General features: G+C 42.6%; 15 protein-coding genes and 2 pseudogenes. 2 read left to right on the top strand and 15 right to left on the bottom strand.

All coding sequences use genetic code 11. The annotated features are described in order from the left end of the window. Positions 1-18: 18 nt before the first annotated feature. From PAV_RS24795 to PAV_RS24770, 5 genes and pseudogenes are all read right to left on the bottom strand, one after another. Complete coding sequence (locus PAV_RS24795; RefSeq protein WP_005550730.1) at positions 19-1431, bottom strand: NAD(P)-binding domain-containing protein; 1413 nt, start codon at positions 1429-1431, stop codon at positions 19-21. Positions 1432-2198: 767 nt separating this feature from the next. Then, on the bottom strand, positions 2199-3608 hold the full coding sequence (locus PAV_RS24790; protein ID WP_005550728.1) for an MFS transporter: 1410 nt from the start codon (positions 3606-3608) through the stop codon (positions 2199-2201). 1 nt (position 3609) lies between these two features. Beyond that, positions 3610-4798 (bottom strand): annotated as a pseudogene (locus PAV_RS24785) (amidohydrolase). Positions 4799-5000: 202 nt separating this feature from the next. Beyond that, entirely contained in the window at positions 5001-7343 is a 2343-nt protein-coding gene (locus PAV_RS24780) for a helix-turn-helix transcriptional regulator (protein ID WP_005550727.1), read from the bottom strand. 581 nt (positions 7344-7924) lie between these two features. Beyond that, positions 7925-8383 carry a cupin domain-containing protein gene (locus PAV_RS24770; protein WP_005550725.1) on the bottom strand — a complete coding sequence of 153 codons (459 nt, stop codon included), beginning with the start codon at positions 8381-8383 and terminating at the stop codon, positions 7925-7927. A 367-nt stretch (positions 8384-8750) separates the two neighbouring features. Between PAV_RS24770 and PAV_RS33820 the strand changes: the two genes are divergently transcribed. Continuing rightward, positions 8751-9089 carry a carbohydrate-binding protein gene (locus PAV_RS33820; RefSeq protein ID WP_202950517.1) on the top strand — a complete coding sequence of 113 codons (339 nt, stop codon included), beginning with the start codon at positions 8751-8753 and terminating at the stop codon, positions 9087-9089. Between the two features lie 186 nt (positions 9090-9275). Here the strand turns inward: PAV_RS33820 and PAV_RS24765 are convergent, their stop codons facing one another. From PAV_RS24765 to PAV_RS24755, 3 genes are all read right to left on the bottom strand, one after another. Further along, positions 9276-10004, bottom strand: coding sequence for a DUF981 family protein (locus tag PAV_RS24765; protein ID WP_005550723.1), 729 nt, complete (start codon positions 10002-10004; stop codon positions 9276-9278). Positions 10005-10105: 101 nt separating this feature from the next. Then, entirely contained in the window at positions 10106-10444 is a 339-nt protein-coding gene (locus PAV_RS24760) for a DoxX family protein (protein WP_005550722.1), read from the bottom strand. 163 nt (positions 10445-10607) lie between these two features. Further along, the gene (locus PAV_RS24755; RefSeq protein WP_005550721.1) at positions 10608-11036 is read right to left on the bottom strand and encodes a MarR family winged helix-turn-helix transcriptional regulator; all 429 of its coding nucleotides are present in this window, start codon (positions 11034-11036) and stop codon (positions 10608-10610) included. Positions 11037-11308: 272 nt separating this feature from the next. Between PAV_RS24755 and PAV_RS35580 the strand changes: the two genes are divergently transcribed. Beyond that, positions 11309-11521 (top strand): carbohydrate-binding protein, encoded by a 213-nt coding sequence (locus PAV_RS35580; RefSeq protein ID WP_085981384.1) that lies wholly within the window; start codon positions 11309-11311, stop codon positions 11519-11521. 86 nt (positions 11522-11607) lie between these two features. On the opposite strand, the gene PAV_RS24745 is transcribed toward PAV_RS35580, so the two are convergent. From PAV_RS24745 to PAV_RS24715, 7 genes and pseudogenes are all read right to left on the bottom strand, one after another. Beyond that, the gene (locus PAV_RS24745; protein ID WP_005550719.1) at positions 11608-12138 is read right to left on the bottom strand and encodes a GNAT family N-acetyltransferase; all 531 of its coding nucleotides are present in this window, start codon (positions 12136-12138) and stop codon (positions 11608-11610) included. 311 nt (positions 12139-12449) lie between these two features. Continuing rightward, the gene (locus tag PAV_RS24740) at positions 12450-14759 is read right to left on the bottom strand and encodes an NPCBM/NEW2 domain-containing protein (RefSeq protein WP_005550718.1); all 2310 of its coding nucleotides are present in this window, start codon (positions 14757-14759) and stop codon (positions 12450-12452) included. A 347-nt stretch (positions 14760-15106) separates the two neighbouring features. Then, a pseudogene (locus tag PAV_RS24735) lies at positions 15107-15399 on the bottom strand (TFIIB-type zinc ribbon-containing protein). A 338-nt stretch (positions 15400-15737) separates the two neighbouring features. Further along, positions 15738-16877: an efflux RND transporter periplasmic adaptor subunit gene (locus PAV_RS24730; RefSeq protein ID WP_005550714.1), complete on the bottom strand. Its 1140-nt coding sequence runs from the start codon at positions 16875-16877 to the stop codon at positions 15738-15740. Between the two features lie 21 nt (positions 16878-16898). Further along, the gene (locus PAV_RS24725) at positions 16899-17714 is read right to left on the bottom strand and encodes a carbohydrate ABC transporter permease (protein ID WP_081505832.1); all 816 of its coding nucleotides are present in this window, start codon (positions 17712-17714) and stop codon (positions 16899-16901) included. 70 nt (positions 17715-17784) lie between these two features. Next, positions 17785-18651, bottom strand: a complete 867-nt coding sequence (locus tag PAV_RS24720) for a carbohydrate ABC transporter permease (protein WP_005550710.1) — start codon at positions 18649-18651, stop codon at positions 17785-17787. Continuing rightward, positions 18644-20128, bottom strand: a complete 1485-nt coding sequence (locus PAV_RS24715) for an ABC transporter substrate-binding protein (protein WP_005550708.1) — start codon at positions 20126-20128, stop codon at positions 18644-18646. The genes PAV_RS24720 and PAV_RS24715 overlap by 8 nt, the downstream gene beginning before the upstream one ends. Positions 20129-20209 lie beyond the last annotated feature (81 nt).

The raw sequence follows: 20209 nt of genomic DNA, 5'->3' as shown, positions 1-20209 counted from the left end.
CAATAGTTGAATAGGAAACTAAGTCTTTGTCCATTCTCCAACGAATTCAGCTTCATTATAAGAATAGTAGTTATTCAGAATCTCCTCCCGATTATCAGCGAACAGTTGGTCTGCTACAGCTGAGACGAGTCTAGGTATCCCATATCTCATTCCAGGGAGCGAAGAGGCCGAAATACCACAGCTAACTATAGCTGAAAAGTTAAAAACAAAGAGCCCATGAAGAAGCTTTGTATCCTTTTTGTCTCGGCATGTGAAAGTAAAGTCAGGACCAAGGTAAGGATACGCATCAAGCTTATGGTTGGCGTTCTCAGCAGGTGCATGATAATAGTCGTCCCAACGTGCAATATGAGGTTCAAACAGCTTAAGCTCTGGACGTAAAGAATGATCAGTTAAAAGACCGGTGGAAATGATTAGAAAGTCAAAAGTGAAATTACCTTGTGGAGTAGTGACAATTACCTTCTCAGCTTCATACTGTACGTCAAGCCATGGGGCACCTAAGTGTAATGTAAAGCCGGGATGTGAGGCTGCACGTGTAAACGTGTCATTTGTAGGAGGTTGATGCTTAAAGTAATGGGCTATAACGGAATATTTATCAGCATCAGATAGAACATGAAAACGTTCAATTAGACCTGATACCCTCATTTGTCGAAGTGGGTTAATGCGCGGCATTTCCGTGCGGCGAACAAACACATGAGCCGAACCCACGCCTTCAGATAATGCAAAATTGGCATTGTCAAAAGCTGAGGCCCCACCGCCTAAAATGGCCACCTTCTTGTCTTTAAGGGTCTCAAAATCAATGTCTTCTGAGGTGTGTGCATAGAGGTGACGAGGTAATGTTTCGGAAATCATAGAGGGTACGTGCCATTCCCCTCCGCCTTGAATACCAGTAGCTAAGATAACCTTGCGGGCCAGTAATGGTTGAGAAGATGCTCCCGCTCCTTCCATATGCAGTCGATAAACATTTTCCCCTGCAGGCTCAATAAGCTTCACCTTTACCTCATTAACAACAGGTAAGTTAAGAACCTTTCGATACCAACGTAAATAGTTCATCCAATCGTTCCGTGGAATCTTATCGATGTCTCCCCAACTTTGTGGTCCAAATTGCGCTTCCCACCAGGAGCGAAATGTCAGAGAAGGAACTCCAAGATCAATGGATATCAAATGTTTATCCGTGCGCAATGTCATCATACGAGCGTAAGTTATCCATGGCCCTTCATATCCTTCAACGTTTTCGTCGATGACAAGGATATTAGATATTCTTTCACGCAAAAGCCCAAAGGCCACACCTAAGCCACACTGGCCCCCTCCTATAACCACGGCATCGTAGACATGCCCCTTGGGATGGCGGGCCCGGCATACCCAGTCCTCTCCCCCAAATGCAAGATACGAAAGATCCCTTTTGACTTGTTCATTTAAAGCTTCTAAATTCATGATCTTCCACCTCTTTCAATATATGGATTATAATCTTCTGAACGAATCATTAAGTTATTCTTTACTTTATCGGAATGGCGGCTTTTCTTGCACCGTCTTATGAGCAGCATTGATGTGATTACAACAATTTTCATTAAAACTTTCTGAAATCATCTACATTGCCTCACCTCCTTGATTTCACAGTTAATATACCCTACCCCCCTATAGTATGTAAAGGGCTATTATAAAATTTTTAACAATTTTTTTTAGGCTCTCCATGAAACGAAGGAACTTCTTTGGTTGGATCAAATAGCGGGGCCGCCTGCAAGCTTTTCAACTGTAGCACGATCCGAAGCAGCCAAACGAAAAGTGAAGCGTTGATCAAGAAGCAGTTACAATAGCGTGTGAGTCCCGCCTCTCTCCGGCCCTTCAGCCCAGTCGTTAACATGCCGCGGATCGAAAGGCGTATATGCCGCATCGCTTGCCACGGCATAAGACTCTTGATTAGACATTCAGCAACTCGGCAATAGGATCAAGTTTTTGTCCTCAGCTTGGGACAAAAACTTGATCCTATAAAACAAAAAAGCCGAACTAAGGCGGCTTTTTTAGGTGTTTATAGAGGATATCGTAAAGTTGCTTCTTCAAGAAAGCTCTGGATGGGCATGCAAATGTCCGATCTCAATTATCTCTTCATTCCGAGCTTCGAGCATAGATAACAATAGATTGCATATACTTAACTCCTCCAATTCGCTTATTCAAATCCAGTTTAATTTATAGATTGGATCCGATTAAGCTTTTGAAGCTTTAGAGAGCTTCAGCTTCTCCGTCTTCTTGTCACTAGGGACGAGAACAAGAATGGAAAGGATCGACAGTACGCAGAATGCAACATTCACGAGAAGGCCAACAGACGCCGCAAGTTCCAATTTGCCGGAGGCCGCTATTGTTCCATACACTGCCGCGGAAATCGCCACACCGAAGGAACCGCCTAGCGAACTTGCCATCTTGTAAATACCCGAAGCCACCCCGATTTTATCGGAAGGCGCAGCGGTTACCGCTGTATCGGTCGAAGGCGTCGCATACATTCCCAGGCCGATGCCGAACAACATAAAACCGATAAACACGAGGATAGAATAGGTCGTTCCTTCAACAAAGGTACAAGCCATCAAGGCAATCCCGATAGCTGTCAAAGTGGAACCGAGTAGCATCGGTCTACGCGCCCCGATCTTCTGCAGAATCTTCTCACCAACTCGAATCATGACCAGCACACTGACCAGATAACCGAGCGAGAGCATGCCTGTTGCAAATGCCGTGAAACCGCGACCCACTTGGATATACGTATTCGCGACCACAAGTGTACCGGCAACCGCATTCAACAGAAAATTGGAAATCGTTGCACCGGAATAGGCTTTATTCATGAACAAGGAGAAATCAATGAAACCGCTGCCAGCTTTATGAGTCTCAATTTTGAAGAATACAAAGGCAGACAGCAAGAATACAACAATTAGCAAAATCGTGGCAGCGCTAGTCCAACCAAACGAGGATCCACGGGTAATGAACTGATTCAATGAGATCATCGCTACGATAAAAGTCAACAAACCGCTAGCATCAAACTTGGAATTTCCGGTCTGTTCACCCTTACTCTCAGGAGTTCCCTTGATCAGGAAGATCCCGAGTATTGCGAACACAATGGAGATAATGAAAATCCAGCGCCAGCCCATATAAGTGGCAATCGCGCCCCCGGCAAAAGAACATACGCCCGAGCCGCCCCAGGAGCCGATCGACCAATAACTTAGCGCCCGCTGACGATCCGCTCCGTCATAATAAGTTTTGACTAGAGCTATCGTAGCCGGCATGATGCACGCGGCCGATAACCCCTGAACAATCCGTCCGATAATCAACAGAACGGAGCCGTGGGCAAGTATAAGAAACAAAGAGCCAATGATGCTAAGCACTAACCCAACATAAGTTAGCTTCATACGTCCAAGCTTGTCCGCCAATCCCCCGGCCACGACGATAAAAATCCCGGAGAATAATGCCGTCAAACTGATCGCGATATTAAGGACATCCAGTGAAATTCCTAGATCGGCTTGAACGTCTGGTACGATGTTAACCATGGATTGAGCAAAAAGCCAAAAGGTGATTACTCCGAATACAATCCCGATGATCAGCTTATTTGTACCTCGATATTGGGTTTCCATATTACTTGTCATCCCTTCTTAAGTAGTCTACAACCACAGCGCCCATCGCTTCTGCAGCAATAAGCAAGCAGTCTTCATTGATGTCGAATTTAGGATGATGATGCGGGTAATACGTACCGTCTGCCGGCATCGCCCCAACGTAGAAGAATACGCTTGGGCGTTCTTTAGCATAATAGGCGAAATCCTCGGAAGGAGGCTGTGGTTCACAGCGTTCCACTCCAGTGACACCAGGTATCGAGCTGTTCTTTAATGAATTAGCTACGAATTCCGTCAACTCCGGATCGTTATAGAGTACAGGGTAATCATTCTGGTAATCCAGTTCATAAGTAATTCCGAACATGGCCTGTAGTCCATCGAGTATCCGACGAATCTCCCGTTCAACCACTTCACGGGTTTCTTCGGTCATAACCCGCACGTCACCTTCCAGTTCCACGGAATCTTTAATGACATTGAAGCTTCCCTTGCCATCGAAGGAGCCAATGGTAATCGACGCTACATCAAACGGATTCAAGCGCCGGCTAACAATCGTCTGCACCGCTTGAACGAAATAACTTCCAGTAACAATCGCGTCATTCGCCATATGAGGCGAGGAGCCATGTCCGCCTTTTCCAATAATTTTTACTTTGAAATAAGCGCGTCCGGTCTGTATATTTCCTTCGCGATAAAATATTTTTCCCGTCTCCAGCGTAGACATCACATGAATGCCAAATACATTATCTACGCCATCTAGGCAGCCATTTTTTGATCATTTGCATTGCGCCGCCAGGAGGAGTCTCTTCCGCATGCTGATGAAGGATAACTATCTTGCCCCGGAGCTGATCCTTCATCTCGATTAAGGTCTCGCCCAGAATGAGCATGTAAGCTGTATGCCCATCATGACCGCACGCATGCATAACGCCGGGGCTCTCCGACGCAAATGGAAGTCCGGTCTCCTCTGTAATCGGGAGCGCATCGAAATCGGCCCGGATAGCAACCGTCTTCCCCGGTTTGCCGCTATCGATCGTAACGACAACTCCATTTCCACCAACGTTGTTACGAACTTCACAATCCTTATCAGCATAGAAATTGCGAATATATTTAGCTGTATTCTCCTCATGAAAAGATAGCTCAGGGTGAGCATGCAAGTAACGCCTTATCTCAATGATCTGCTCTTTCTTTTCGCGTAGTCTTTGAAATAATTGTTCCTTCATTCCAAATGACCTCCTTCATTTTGTCCTGTTAAGTAACATCAACATTGAACAATGTTTATATCCTTATATTAAAGAAATCCAGTCCAATTTAAGTTCGTTATATTTACCTGTTATTCTTATTTTTTGTCATCTTTGCTGACCTTTAAGCATCACAGGACAAAAAAAGGAATTTCCATTTTACTTTTCTTCCTCAGCGGTTCAGTTATTCATAAATTTTGTGCAATTCAATGAAATGAATCGCATTAATGTCCAGATAAGCATAAAACGACCATTCTTCTTCAATCCAATCATCCGCTAATTCCAGGGCAGGCAGAGACGCCTGAACAATATAATTCATCACTTCCAGATCCCGTCCGTATTTGGTAGTGACTTCTCCCCATTTGTAATAAAGCGCCCCATGTGTGCGGTCAAATATGAATTTACGGATTTGGTACGGTCCCGGTGCGAGTCCGGACAAATGGATATGCAGCTCCTTCCTCAGGCTTTTAACATAAATCTCTTCCACGGAGTAACGTGGATTGAAGTTTTTGCGATTGAACAGAACCAGCTGATATCCTTTCTCGTTTTGCGTCATAATATAGTCATTGCCTTGGGCTACGATTTTACCGCGGAGACGCTCTTTAAATTGAACCGCATAGTAGGCAGGCCTTTTTCCACTGTAATAATGAAACAGTTCAAGCCCATCCAACACAATGTTCCCGCCCTTATGCTCTTCCTCATGCAGCTCTGTGCTCAGCCAGAAGCCGATGCCTTCTACCTCACTGCTAAGATCAAAGATCATCTTCATGATCTGGGCTCCGCGAAAGAATATCCCGTTCGTATATCGCGTATTCCCGCTTAACGTATTCCATGTAATGAGGATAAGCGGCTTCTCGATGTGCTGCTGATTCAGATATTTCTTCAAAGCCAGCGTCTTCGAAAGAATATAATCCTCCTTTTCTTTGAATTCGTTGACGTCGTAGTTATCAAAGTTGACGACCTCGTTCTGATTGGCGTTATACGATATGAAATCAATATGTTTCATCTCCTCCAGTTGCCAGCGGTGTGAAGTGGAAATTTCGGAATTCTGCTCTGAGAAGGGCATAAATAAGCCAACCTTCAAGCTTTGAGAACGGTTCTTCAAAACTTGGTACAACCTTAAATAGACGCGTCTCATTTTTGCAGCCGATACAAGTGTCAGCTGAGGATTAAAAAACATGACACTCCAGCTGCCCACAAACCGCGGGCCAAATACATTCAGAACATGGCAAATGAACTCGTCCAGCTTTTTAAAATATCGCTCTTCATCCTTCGTAATCTCCTGATATTCTACCCGAATAAACAAATCAAGGTCTGCCTGCTGCAAAAAATGCAGAGTAATGTCCGCATTCACATACGGCGATGAGGTTGCGAACGGCTCGTCCGTCTCCACCTCAGGCAAAAAGGTTCGACCATATATCAAATTCCGTATTCCTACATGTGTAATGCGCAGCTCATGTTTGGATTGCAGGACCTGCTGGCGCACATTTTCCTTAAGCAGTTCCTTCAATTCGCCAATCACTAGAATATGATCGCTTGCCGCAACCTCCGCCGCCTTATCCGGGCGAATCTGGATTTCTCTCGTCTTGAACTGTGCTTCATTAGGTAGTTGACTTGTATCGGCGTCTTCAATGTATCGGGATAACCGTCCAATGAGTTCCGGAGTGTAGAGGATCGGGGGGATCTCCGTTATATCGGCCGCGTTTCTCGTATCCTCATGCATTCCACCGGAATGCTCCAGCCGATACTGGCTTGGTGATTTCCCATAGTTCATTTTAAATACCGTACTGAAATGCTTCGTACTTAGAAACCCATGATTAAGCGCAATTTGCAAAATCGGCTCTGTCGTATATAACAGGGCTTCCACGCTATGCTTCAAACGGATCTGGTTTAAGTACTGCTGGAAGCCGATACCTGTTATTTTCTTGAAATAACGAGATAAATACGATACCGATAAATACTCCCTATCCGCTACCTCCTTCAACGTCAAGGGTTCATCATATTTTTGCTCCATATAGTTCATAATTCGAGTGATTCTCTCATCGAAATGCTTTCCTGTCCGCAGAGAGATTTCTCTTCTAAAGAAACGGGTAAGCAACAGCATCGTCCGATAAATATTGCTCTGGATCTCAAGATTACTGCTGTCATCATTCCTAGAGCTGGAGATTATCATTTCCGATAAGTGCCGGCGAAGCATGCCCAGCATATTTTCCCGGCCATAATCCATCTCCTGCGAGATACAATGAAACCGGGAGTGGAAGTATCCTTCATAGTGAGAGGCAAAAAAATGTCCGGCTATCTGCAATACGATCAGTACATTATTGTCACTTCCTCGAATGGAATGGCTCTCATTATGATTGATGACCATCACATCACCTTCATGCAGGGTGTAGTTAGACTGGGTAATATGTATTTCCACCTCGCCCTGAATCATGAAAATGATTGTAACGCCTGAAAACTGTGTTGGCGGAAGGTGCTTAATATTTTCCACCCTCACCTGATAGTCCTCTCGTCTCTGCATCGCCATTGGGGCCAGACCTCCTGTTATTTTTTCTCATTATAAGGCCTAACCATAAAACACAGAGTGATCAAAGATTCACAATAGGCAATGTAATCTCTATAAAGCACTGCTCCAGACAGATCATCCACTCCGCGAAAACTATTTTATGAACGCATTTTTGACTATCTTTCTGCATACACTGGCGAGTGTGAATTAGGCCTTTGTTCTATCATGTTCATAAGCAGCACCAATTATTGATCCATGGATGATATGAACCAGCTTCGTGTCTGGATGATCGGCTACAAATTTATGGGCAAGGCCAATAGTCATGCTTATCGTGTTCTGCCTATGTTCTTTCCACAGGCGCTCAAGCGGAAGTAGGTATCTTTCTCCTCCCGGATACAAAAGCACCGGAATTGCCAGCCACACACACCAATAATACAACCGCCAATCTGGGAATGTAGCCCTCTATGCAACAAAAAAAGTGCCCGTATGAATTACAGGCACTTTGATAAAAATTTGATTTAGTTCTGACGATTTAATCAACTTTGCTGTTGCTTAATCAATGCACTGAGAAACCCTTGGGCATTCAGTAGAAAATTAGAATGTTACGCTTGTTCTGCCCAGTTAGCCGGATATGTTACATAGATAAATCGTGCATATTCTGGCACAGAAAATTGAATCTTACTTCCTTTTGGAATCAGGATCACTTCTCCTGGATCAGCTGACACCTTTGTACCATCAATAATAACATCCAGATGTCCCCCAATCACATAATCAATTTCATCATAGTTAAGTGTCCAGTCAAAGGTTGTCTCTTTCATTTCCATGATACCGCAGCCAAGTCTTGGACTTTCCTTTAGCGAAAAAAGATCTTTACAATAGACGATATCATTAGGGTTGCCTGTGTCGAGACGATCCTCTTCTGTTACTTTCATATTTGGCACTTTAACGGAAGTAATCCCTCCAGGACCTCTATGAACATTCTCTTCAACAGCATCAGCCCCTAATTTTTCCATGATGATTTTACGAACCATCTCTTCAATCATCTTTTTATCGATACTCATGGGTACCCTCCTCGATTTCTTAGGTGCAATTTTTTGGAACCATTTTACTTGCAATGAGCATAGCAACCAATAGAGCTGTGATACACTTTCCTGATCTTCAATACAGATAATAAACACAAAGAGGCCTAAAGTTATACCGATTCCGTAGGAATGTTATAACCTTAAGCCTCTTTGCTTTAAGTAAGACTACGCCTTTGTAGTCCTCTATTACATATTAAACGTGAATGAAACTATTGTTCCACACGCTGTAGATTCAAATTGCATGCTCCCTTTTAGTTTATCCTCTACATAGCTATTTACAATAGATAAACCTAAACATTTTTGTGAACATTCTTCAACGTTGACAGCTTCTACGGACAATGTTGGATTGATCGGCTATGACATTTATGTAAATAACGATCCTATTGCTAAAGCAAGATCAACTAGCAACTCCGCCACGATCAGTGGATTAACAAGTGGTTCATATACGTTTACTGTTAAGGCTCGGGATGGCTTTAGTAATTTATCTGCGGCAAGTAACTCGGTGACCGTTCAAGTTCAAGTTGACCCCTGCCCTGCTCCATGGAGCGCTTCCTCCACTTATGTTCAAGGTGACATTGTTTCTTATAACGGTGTGAAGTATCAGGCCAAATGGTGGACGCAAAATGAATATCCAGATCTGAAATGTGGCCCTAACGATGTTTGGACTGTGCTTGATCCTTGCTAAAAAGAATAAATAACTTGATTAAATAAAAGAGAGGTAGGGGCATATCCATTCCCTGCCTCTTCTATTATTATCTTCGATAACCCTATACTTCAGCTCTAATAGCAGGTTAATATTTCTCTCTTTATCTTTTTATGCAACCCGCATTTTATCGAATTGGGAGCGATAGTCATTGTATATCATTCAATACTATTTGGGCATTGTATTCACAATCAATCCAATATGTGTAAAGTAGTTCATGGCTCCAAATAGAACAAAGGCTATGCCTGCAAGTGCCCAAAGGAACTTAATAACTTTAGCAAAGTTTCGATTTGCGTCTTTGTTTAAGGCAAAAGGAAATAATACAGCTCCAATCCCTATAATCGCGAATAATCCTGACATAAAAGTAGCTTCCAACATTGGATAATCAGCAAAAGCTCCTGATATTGGTTCTTCTGGTGGCGCTGCAAATAATTGAAATCCAATACCTGCAAATGCGATTGAGATGAGTGCTAGCCCCATTGCTGCAGCAAAATAAGATACTGGTTTTAATAAATACGGTAATTCCGCCTTTAATGTATTGGATACTATTTTCGTATCGTTCATATTAATGCCTTGTTTTACATATAGATTAGATTTTCTCCATATTAAGACGGTTGCAGCTAGAAGCAGAACCCCAAAACCTAGAGACGACTCACCAAATATAATATCATCAAATGGGAATCCAATCTTTGACAAGGGCCAAGTAAGGGTCATATGAGCTCCTGTTAGCGTTAATATAAACCCGGGTATTCCAAATCCTATAGCCCAACCTTCTAGTTGTCCAACTTTTCCTTTGGCTAAATGGGATTCAAATCGAAGAATTAATAATAACCCTATACCAGTTGCAACTGACATTATTGTGTTATACACAGCTGTTGTTGACCAATCGATAACCATTAAAAAAACTCCTCACTTAAATTGTTACATATTATTTCCTTTAACTTTATTCATATTTCTTCAGCAAAGTTAGAAGGATTTTATCATCACTAGCTTTCAGACTAGATCAAATGATTCATACTGACGATGACAGACAATAAGCAAAGTACGATAGCCGGTATTGCTTTTGGAAAAGGATCCTTAGCAATAGCAAGAAGAGTAAAGGCTGCGACAAACATCGTAACCGCTAGTAAAAATCCTGCAATAACAGCCGCTATTGGAAACCAAATACCTGCAAATAATCCGATTGCAGATGCAATCTCAATAAATCCCGTCAAAAAATTAAAGATGGGAGGCATGCCGAAACGCTTGAACTCATCTGCCATTTTACCGGAAATAATCTTACTCCCAGTAAACATAAAAAATAATCCTATAATAACTTGCAAAATGATAATAACCAAGAAAATCCCCCATTTCTCGCAGCATATTATATGCTATAGCATATAATATGCAAAAATATTTATTTCCTCTAGCCAAAATCGTTTCTTAAAAGCTTTCATAGACGTAAGACCATAGAGTTGGGTCTTGTGCGTACCGTCTCGGGTAACGTGGAACGAAGATGATCTAACCGTCTTCCATAACACTTGCATACAGTTTTTCAAGTAAAGATTCCAGTTCCTGAATTTCATCTTCACTTAAGTACCTTGTCACGTGCTTGTGTGCTTCGATGACAACCGGCAGTAGTTCTGATTTGAGTAGTATTCCTTTATCGCTCAGATATAAGTTATGAGATCGTTTATCTGTATCATTTACAATCCGTTTGACGATCTCCTTCTTCTCGAGCGAGTGGATCATTCGAACAACCGTGCTCTGATCTCGGTCGATTGCTTCCGCAAGCTCTTTTTGAGTTGTTGGTCTATCCCCGTCTAGAACACTGATAATACTCCATTGCTCTGGCGTCATCTCATAGGGCTTTAATTGCTTTGTAAAATAGTTGGTCATTTTAACATCCGTACGGTGAATCAAAAAACCCGTCATATTATACAATTCCATAGTTTCCCTCCAAACATTAATATGGACTGTTGACTTACCTATAGTACCCCATTACTCCAGTACACCTGATTCCAATTCACATAGTCACATCATTGAACTCATACTGTTTCATTTTCTTTCACAAAAATTACATGCTATAGCATATAAAAAATTATTTAAAAAGTCAAGTATTACTCCGTAGAAACGCATTTCTCTTAAATGCTCACGTGTCCTTAGAATTTGATCGTTTGTAGATAAATTCATAGTGGTACCAACTTAAAACAACGGAAATTATGGGGATGTTGAATCTGCAAAAGATCTTTACCCCCCTCTCTGTAAAAGTAGTCCCCGTGGTAAAGTGTGGTTGCAACTATTCCACTTATGTTCAAGGTGATATTGTTTCTTATAACGGTGTGAAGTATCAGGCCAAATGGTGGACGCAAAATGAATACCCAGATCTGAAAAATGGCCCGAACGATGTTTGGACTGTGCTCGGTCCTTGCTAAAAAGAATAAAAACTTGATTAAATAAAAGAGAGGTAGGGGCATATCCATTCCCTACCTTACCTCTTCTATTATTATCTTCAACACAATCAATCTGATATTAATTTTGAATAAATACTGAGATCGTTAAACTTTCCATCTACTCTTTCATATTGTCTGAGTGTTCCTTCAAACGTAAAGTTGAGCTTTTGTAAAAGCTTCATAGAATTCACGTTTCTAGGGTCAACCCTTGCTTCGATTCGATTCAGCTTTAAAGATGAAAATCCATGTTCGATCAAAGAAGAGATAGCTTCTGTAGCGTATCCTCTTCCCCAAAATGATTTAGCAATGTCGTACCCAATCTCTGCCTTGCCATTTTCAAAATCTAAGTCATTATAACCACAAGAACCAATAATTTCATTGGACTCTTTGTTAATGATGGAGAAACGAATAGCCTTACGATCTTGAGAAAGATCATCAAGGAGATTAATCATTTCCTTTGCTTGATTTTCATTCGTAAAACAACAAATATTCATATATTTAATAACGTCTGGATCAGACCAAATTTTGAACAAACTAGACGAATCCGATATCTTCATTTTTCTCAAATGTAAACGTTCTGTGTGTAACTCTGTAATCAATACTTTTACCTCCATTATATGATAATAGTTAGGTTAAAAAATATTGACATCTGCGCATAGTTCAGTCCCTTCATTTTTTAAAGATAGATACATTATATAAGAGGCTATGGGCTTTATCTACACTTAATCCCAAAAAAGGACGGAGTTTAGGCAGGCATATCTTCTTCCTTGTCCAACTACCCTGCCCGTTAGCTTAAGAAGCTGGCTATAACTACTGCGAATGCAAGTCTAGCAAACCAAGATGTATTATCAATCAACCCTAAAACTAAAGAGAGGGATGACCCTCTCTTTTTGACGTGCTTTAAGCAATATTATTTGATAAGACGAGCATTTACCCAATCGGCATGGTCACTATTTATACCATCTCCACCATCTGTGACAATAAGTTTTAGCTCATTCTTTCCAGTAAGATTAACGTTTACCTCTTTTGGCGCTATATTATTACGCATTACACCACTAGAGAATACAACTTGATTGTCTACAACAACTTGAAACTCCACAGAACCTACAGTACCTACCTCATTATCTACCCCAACTAGCGCGGCAAAGGATGTGTACTGCCCATTCAGTTTGTAGACGATTTCACTGTTGGCATGTGTGCCCAAACCTTTTGTATAGGTCTTGTTATTTAACGTAAGTGCTTTACCATCAACACTACGATCTTTCTGGACTGTTCCCCAACCTGTTGTGGCAGTAAACCAATTCATATCGCTCAGATATGTTGTAACAGGTTGTGGTGTTATTGGATCGGTTTCAAAGATTTTAATCTCACTTGCAGATGCATAACCATTTGTTCCACCACCTTGAGGTACTTCAAGTCGAACATATTTAGCAAGAGTAGGTGTGAAAGTGGCTGTCTTTTCTGTGTTGTCCTTTGCCCAAGTGCCTGTTGCAATCTCATTGAATGTTACCCCATCAAGACTAGTTAGGATTTTATAATTTGTAATAATACCATTTTCTTGGCTTTGACGTGGTAAATATGTCAGCTTGTTGAAAGTTAACGGATTTGCGTACTTTGCTGTAATATTGAAAGGGAACTGATTTTGTTTATTCCATTGAGTGTGCCAGATACTATTTGTATCTCCATCAAATGCATTTACTGCGGCATTATTAGCATTTGAAGTCTCTTGGCTATTTGTTGTTACCCCAATGATGCCTTTTACCTTATCCATACCATCAGTCGGTTTAATGATGTTATAATCTGACCCAAACCAAATTGGTGCAGTTAGAACAGGTAAACTCAATGCATTAATCTTGTTTTTTGTTTCATTTGTTGCAGACAAACCCCATTTATCAAAGAAAGGCGTCAAGTCATAGTGAGCTACTTTTGAAGTGTTTAGAATAAATGTCTGTTTTTTCTGATCATCAGTACTTGGCAGATCAGTATTTGCCATCTCACGATATAATCGGTGTAACTGCGGGTAGAAGTTATCCCCAAAAGCAAGATTAAGTTGCCACAACATTTCTAATTTTGAATTAGAGTCCGAGAAATTCTTGGTTGGCTGTTCTACAAACGTGAAAGCAGCTAAGTACTCGCCTTGGGATCTTGCAGGCTCAGTAGGTTTAAGAGCCTTCTTAGCGGCTATAGAATATATATTTACATTCACCTCGGTCATCCCATCCCAATTCCAAGGTGCTTGTTGTCTCAAATGACCTGCCTCATGATACTGCCCCCAACCCGTTCTTGTAAGGTCTAAAGCATCAGCACTTGCTCCAGTATCTTTAGGCATAATTGCCCCATCCCAATTTGCATATGCATACGCTCCTGGTATGGTGTTTTCTGATTCAATAAAGCCAATCAAATGCCTATCTAACCGATGCCTAGGATCAGAATCAGAACTAGATAGTCCAGATATTTGATCCTGTGCTGTAATAAACTTATCATACGTCTGTAAAACAGGAATTGGGTCTTGATTCAAGATATGAGTTTTAGCAGTAGCGTAATAGAAGACAAAGAGAGCTCTTTCTGATTGAAGTACAACAGAAGGTGCATTAGGATAAGCATTCATCATTGCCTGCCAATCCTCTTTTGTATTCTTGCCTAATACAAAGAATGGAACCGGACTCCCCCCACTCACTACATTTACATGAATACTGCCTTCATTGTTGCTGTTATCAAATGACAATAAACCGCCATTTGGTGAGGAAATTGTATTTATGCCTGGTTGTAATGGATAAAAAAGCGCCCATTCTTTATCATGACGATGGATCCCAATAACCGCTGTAATTGGTTTGTCACCTAAAACTTCTATCTTAATTTGTTCATTGGGTTGTGCATATAAACCTGTTGGCTGATATATTTTTCGAGCATTTATGAATCTACGCTCTCGGTCGCCTTCCGTCCATATATCTCCAAGCGCTTTTACTTCAAAATTTCGCTGAACAACAAGATTATTTAGCTCTGTAATGGCTTCCTCTGATGGTTTGATGACTGGCTCCGTTGGCGTGATGACTGGCTCTGTTGGTGTGATGACTGGCTTTGTTGGTGTGATTGCTGGCTCCGATGGTGTGATTGCTGGCTCTGAAGTTTGGGCTAGTGCCCAAGTTGGCGAGCCAGCTACTACAACCGCTGTTACCACCGTAAGAGATAAAACCTGAAGTGACTTCTTAAGTTTTCTCATCAAATCCTCCTAAAACAAATGAAATTTATGCATAGCTAGCATTTACATGCTGGCGTATCCATCTTGGCAAGTATTAAATGGATTTCAGGCTAAAATGATTCTATTTCATTCCACTTTTTTACATTTGTTAAATAACACCGTTTATCTCTATTGCTTCAATTCCATCTTTATTCTGCTTTTAATAAAAAACAAACTCGCAATATTAGCTGTAAGTTTCTATTGACAATCCGATTGATTCATATCATCATGATGTTGGAAATTTCTTCCCAGAACAAAAAAATCCTAATGCTACGAGGCAGGCGTATGCCATTTCCATAACAGAAGGATTCATTAGACAAGATGCTGTTTTAATCGAATATATCTCCAAGCCGGTCTAGGACGCTTTTCTTTTTTTGTGCTTATAGTGCGGCGGGTATCCGGCATTCGGGCTATGATAGGGATAATCTGATTTCTGCGAACGCCGGTCGTCTTCATCATACCACTCCTTGTACACTTTACGTTCTTCCCTTACATCGGACATGAGCTTCTCCAGCTCGCCTCTATCCAGCCATACTCCCTTGCAGTCCGGGCATACATCAATCACTACGCCCTCTTTTTCAACTTCACGCATACGGACATTGTTGCAAATCGGACAATTCATCGGACATCCCTCCATTTATCGTTAAGAATGAAAAAAGACCCCTGCCAAGCATCGGCAAAGGTCTGTTATCATCCATATAGAACCCTTCACCTAAGGCTGGCAAAGGTCTTGCTTACAACGGAATACGTTGCCAATAAAGCCGGGGCATGCACCCGAATTGACGACTTTACTGTAGTAGCTACTCCCCTTCTACACAGAAGCGCTATTCAATTAATCACATTATAAAGTTACTTAATCTGAATGTCAATCACAGATATGTAAACTACTTCCGTATCTTATTATAAGCGATGAGCCATGGAATCGAACCAGCAATTTGAACTTCATGATACATAGTTCTGTTATAATCGAATTTTATCGCCTGCCTGAAGCGGCTCGCTGCTCTCGGTGACGATTTTTCCCTCTTCGAACAATCCTTCGGTTACGGCCGATACGGATTCATTGGAATCGATAACGGTAACGGGCAGTTTCCGAATGTAAAATGCGTTGCCGAGCGGACCATTTTTTTCCTCGATTCCAAACACATACTTTTGGCCGCCGTCATCGCGGATCGCTTTATTAGGTACGAGGAGCGCATCGTCCGTCACTTTCGTCAACTCGAGCTGAGCCTTCTCGCCGCCTTTTATATCCTGATTTTTCATCGTAATCCGTACAAGCTTCATGGAGACTTCGGCGTTCGTTCTTTTTCCATCCGGGGCACCGGTCTGATAGCTGGAAACGGCATTTTGGATATGTTCAATGCGGCCTTCAACTTGAAGAGCCTGGCTTCCCTCCACCCGTACTTTGACGCTCTCGCCCGCCTCTAAAGAAGCGGCCATAGTTGCCGGGGCAAGGAATTCAAACTCAAATCCAAAGCTTTTGTTTGAAATAACGACTTCGGGAGCTCCACCAGAAGGCAGTCCTTCCGTCGCGCCGACCTTTGTAACGACCCCGTCAAACGGAGCAATCAGCATGCCGTTCGCTTTTAAATCATGTTGCAGCTTCTGAATTCGTCTCTCCTGAACCTCGAGATCGACTTCACTGATGCCAAGCGCATTTTTCGCTGCTGCAATCGCTTCTTCGTCCGCTTTTTGCGAAGCCTCGATAAAATTGCGCTTCAGTTCTTCCTGCGAAAGCTTCAGCTTTTTCAGACTGGCCTGTTCGTCCAAGATTTGCTGCTCGGCCGCTTCTTTGTTATATATGACGAGCGTCTGTCCCTTCTTCACTGGCTCCCCTTCCTTAACGAGTACTTTCTCCACTCGCCATCCCGAGTTGTTTGACAAGGCCGTTTCCGCCTTCCATTTCACCACCCCGCTGCCCGAAAAAGTATGAACAAGCTGTCCCCTGGACGGCATCGCCAACACTACCTTGGGCAAGCTCATCGTTGCTAACGTATTGCTAAACAGTGTAAATCCAACCAAGAGCCCGATAAACAAGCCAAATACGAGGCGTATGTTTCGTTTCCGACCGATTGCTGACTGTTCACTTCGTTGTAATTCCATACCGTTCACCTCATGTAAGGTCTATCCTTTTATCCCCGATAGCTGGATTCCCTCGATAAAATAGGACTCCGCATACAAGAACAGTAAGATCATCGGAGCCATATAAATCACGGATGCGGCAAAAGCAACTCCGCGGGCTCCTTCATTAATGCGCGATAAGTATAAAGATAGCGGTTGCTTGAAGGAGTCCTCCAAAAAAATGAGCGGCTGCTCGACCATGTTCCAGTTGTCAACAAACAATAATACGATTAATGCAGCAATTCCGGGCTGAATCAACGGAACGATGATTTTGCAAAAAATCTTTCCATGTCCGGCTCCATCCATTTGCGCCGCTTCGATATACGTTTGCGGGATATGCAGCATGAACTGCCTCAGCATAAACACCCCGAAAGCGCTGAAAATTCCCGGCAAAATAATAGCGGATTCGGTGTTCATGATTCCGAGCTTATCCGCAATGATGTAGTTGGGGACCAGCGTGACTTGGAAGGGCATGAGCATGGTCATTAAATAAACGAAAAACAGCTTATCTCGCCCCCTGAATCGGAGCTTTGCCAGCGCATAAGCAGCCAAAGACGCAACGAAAATCTGTCCGACAATGATCGGTACGACCAAGAAAACGGAATTCCAAAACATTTGCAGGAACATAGGCTTATAGATCAGTACTTCCGAGTATTGATTAAAGGATACCCAATCGGGAATCAGCTTTATATTAATGAATGAGTCGTTTTCCCCCGCCGCGATCTGAACCATCTTGCCGATGAGATGGTAGTTATGGTTAATTTCTTCCTCGGTCATCAGTGAGTTGGCAAATGTGACCGCAACGGGAAACAACATCATCGTGGCGATCGGGAACAGTACCAGTGTTCGCACAAGCTTGCGAAATATAGCCACTTTCACTCCCCCTCGCCTACTCCATAAAATTCCGGAAACGCCGTTCGATGGCCAGCATGGAGCTTACGAAAATCAAGATGCCCCCCACCATAACAACGGCCGCCGCGGTCAGCTTTTGGATATCCAGCGATAGAAACATGTTGTTCATATAATGCTGGAGCATGTAGATTTGATCATGCGGATAATCGCCTGCGATCAGATACGTTTCGCGGAACACTTTGAACGAATTGATAATGGACATGAGAACGACGAAAAACATCGTTGGCGTTACATAGACTAAAGTAATATGAGTCCATTGATGGAATTTTCCCGCTCCTTCGATCTCCGCCGTCTCGTAATATTCCTTTGGAATGTTCCGCATGCCAGCCAAAAACACAATGATGTTATAGCCGATGTTTTTCCATACATATACGACTGCCAGCACGACGATAGCCCAATCTGATTTCATCCAATCAACCCGCTCCCAATGCAAGCTATGCAGCCATTCATTTAACGTTCCGTTCCAGTCGAATACGATTTGCCATACCATCACAATGGAAGCGACAGGGACAACAAGCGGCAATACAAAAGCGGTTTGCAGCCAATTCCGGATAAACAGTCTTTGGTTCAGAAGATGGGCAAATAATAGAGATAGAGCAACGATTAGCGGTACGCATACACCGGTAAAAAGAAAAGTGTTAGCTGCCGCTTTGCGGAAGGAAGCGCTCTCCAGCAGCGACTCATAATTGTGAAAACCGACAAAAGAGCCGTTACCCGGGCTATCTTGAAATGAATATAGAACCCCCATAATAAAGGGAATCAAATAAAAGATGGCAAAGCCGATCAAGCTTGGCGACAGGAAGAGCGCAGCCACGGCCATTTCATTGCGCAGCAGCTTACTCATTCAGTACCGTGGTTACCCGATTTTGAATCAGTTCGGCCACAGCTTCCGGGGTTTTCTGCCCGCTGAAATAAGCAATCGATTCTTCCTGCACAATTTGATCGATTTTGTTACTACTTTTCTGAGACGAAGAAGCAAGTGAAATGGGGCCGCTCACGAGCTTCTCCAACACATGATAGTTGGCTCCGGTCACGAACTTCTCCAAATCGTCAATATCCTTTTGCGTAATCTCGAATACTTTGCCTTTCATAGGGCCGATTTCTTGAATGGATTCTACCTTCCCCGTTTTCAGCAGTTCCTTCACTCTATTTTTATAGGCAGCCTTATTGATGGAGAAACCGGTGCTTTTCGCTTGAGATAGCATTTCTTCGGATACCATAAACTTGACGAAATCCCAAGCTTCCGGTTTAACAGACGACTTGTTGTTGATGCCGATCGTCATATACGTCCTGAACGTGGCTCCGGGTTTCCCCCCGTTGGGATTTGGGCTCAAGTAGAGCTTCGACTTGTAAGCATAATTGCCCGCGAAATCGCTTTGCCTTAATTCTTCTATGTAATCTTCCGGGGAATTGATTTGAACCGGGCTGAAAATTAGGGAAAATTCAGTTGAACTAATAATGTTATTGTCGTACAAGGATTTCACTTGCTTCATCATCTGAATAAAGTTGCTAGTATCAAATTTGGCTTTCCCATTAACTTGATCCACATAGGAACCGTACTGGTCTTTAACAAAATTGGTCAACATCATCTCGGGCGGAATTCCGCCTAAGGCATATCGATAATATTCTTTATCCGAATTCTTGGTCAACTGTTTGGCGGTTTCGGCGAAATCGGCCCAGGTCCACTTCGTATCATCGAATGTCACTCCGCTCTTCTCGATGAATGTCTGGTTTCCCTTTAAACCATAAACGAAAAAATATAGCGGCATCCCGTAAATTCCACCGTTGGCCTTAATACCGTCCAATACATTATTGAAATAGTCCTCTTTTTTAAATTCGGGATCCGTGTCGATGATTTTGGACATATCAGTTAATAAACCTTTCATGATGTAAGCGGCAGAAGGCAATTGATCCAAATTGATAAGATCGGGACCTTTGCCGGATAGCATGGCCGTATTCGTCGTTTTAACGAATTTCTCCAAATCCTGTTCTATTCGGGAATCATCACTTTCGACGGATTGCAGCTCAATCGTGATATTAGGATGCTTGGCTTCATATTGCTGCTTTGCCAGCTTATAATAATCGCTTGGAAAGCCGGTAGAGAACACCACCGTTTTTTTCTCCGTATCGGACGGGGGCGGCATCGCTCCTCCCGGCGGTTCGGCAGCATGACCTTTCTGCGCCGTTTGGGTTGCATGATCACTGACGCCACCGCTTCCTCCGGCTCTATTGCCATTTCCGCTGCCGTTACCGGAACTGCTGCAGGCCGAAACGGCGACCATGGAGAGAACGGTTGTCAGGATAATCAAAAATCTTTTCATTAGGCACTTCCTCTCGATTACAGTATAGTATTCACCGCACTTGCGGTTCTCCGTCAGTATAATGAGCCGATATATGAGAAG

The sequence above is a fragment of the Paenibacillus alvei DSM 29 genome (assembly GCF_000293805.1).
Classification (GTDB): Bacteria; Bacillota; Bacilli; order Paenibacillales; family Paenibacillaceae; genus Paenibacillus_B; species Paenibacillus_B alvei.
Note: the sequence above shows the minus strand (reverse complement) of the source record. Positions and strands in the feature narration are given on the sequence as shown.

What these genes read in the sequence shown, in the direction of transcription:
- PAV_RS24795 (WP_005550730.1), bottom strand. Translation starts at nt 1,431, where the DNA reads ATGAATTTAGAAGCTTTAAATGAACAAGTCAAAAGGGATCTTTCGTAT.
- PAV_RS24790 (WP_005550728.1), bottom strand. Translation starts at nt 3,608, where the DNA reads ATGGAAACCCAATATCGAGGTACAAATAAGCTGATCATCGGGATTGTA.
- PAV_RS24780 (WP_005550727.1), bottom strand. Translation starts at nt 7,343, where the DNA reads ATGGCGATGCAGAGACGAGAGGACTATCAGGTGAGGGTGGAAAATATT.
- PAV_RS24770 (WP_005550725.1), bottom strand. Translation starts at nt 8,383, where the DNA reads ATGAGTATCGATAAAAAGATGATTGAAGAGATGGTTCGTAAAATCATC.
- PAV_RS24765 (WP_005550723.1), bottom strand. Translation starts at nt 10,004, where the DNA reads ATGGTTATCGATTGGTCAACAACAGCTGTGTATAACACAATAATGTCA.
- PAV_RS24755 (WP_005550721.1), bottom strand. Translation starts at nt 11,036, where the DNA reads ATGGAATTGTATAATATGACGGGTTTTTTGATTCACCGTACGGATGTT.
- PAV_RS35580 (WP_085981384.1), top strand. Translation starts at nt 11,309, where the DNA reads ATGGGGATGTTGAATCTGCAAAAGATCTTTACCCCCCTCTCTGTAAAA.
- PAV_RS24740 (WP_005550718.1), bottom strand. Translation starts at nt 14,759, where the DNA reads ATGAGAAAACTTAAGAAGTCACTTCAGGTTTTATCTCTTACGGTGGTA.
- PAV_RS24730 (WP_005550714.1), bottom strand. Translation starts at nt 16,877, where the DNA reads ATGGAATTACAACGAAGTGAACAGTCAGCAATCGGTCGGAAACGAAAC.
- PAV_RS24725 (WP_081505832.1), bottom strand. Translation starts at nt 17,714, where the DNA reads ATGATGTTGTTTCCCGTTGCGGTCACATTTGCCAACTCACTGATGACC.
- PAV_RS24720 (WP_005550710.1), bottom strand. Translation starts at nt 18,651, where the DNA reads ATGAGTAAGCTGCTGCGCAATGAAATGGCCGTGGCTGCGCTCTTCCTG.
- PAV_RS24715 (WP_005550708.1), bottom strand. Translation starts at nt 20,128, where the DNA reads ATGAAAAGATTTTTGATTATCCTGACAACCGTTCTCTCCATGGTCGCC.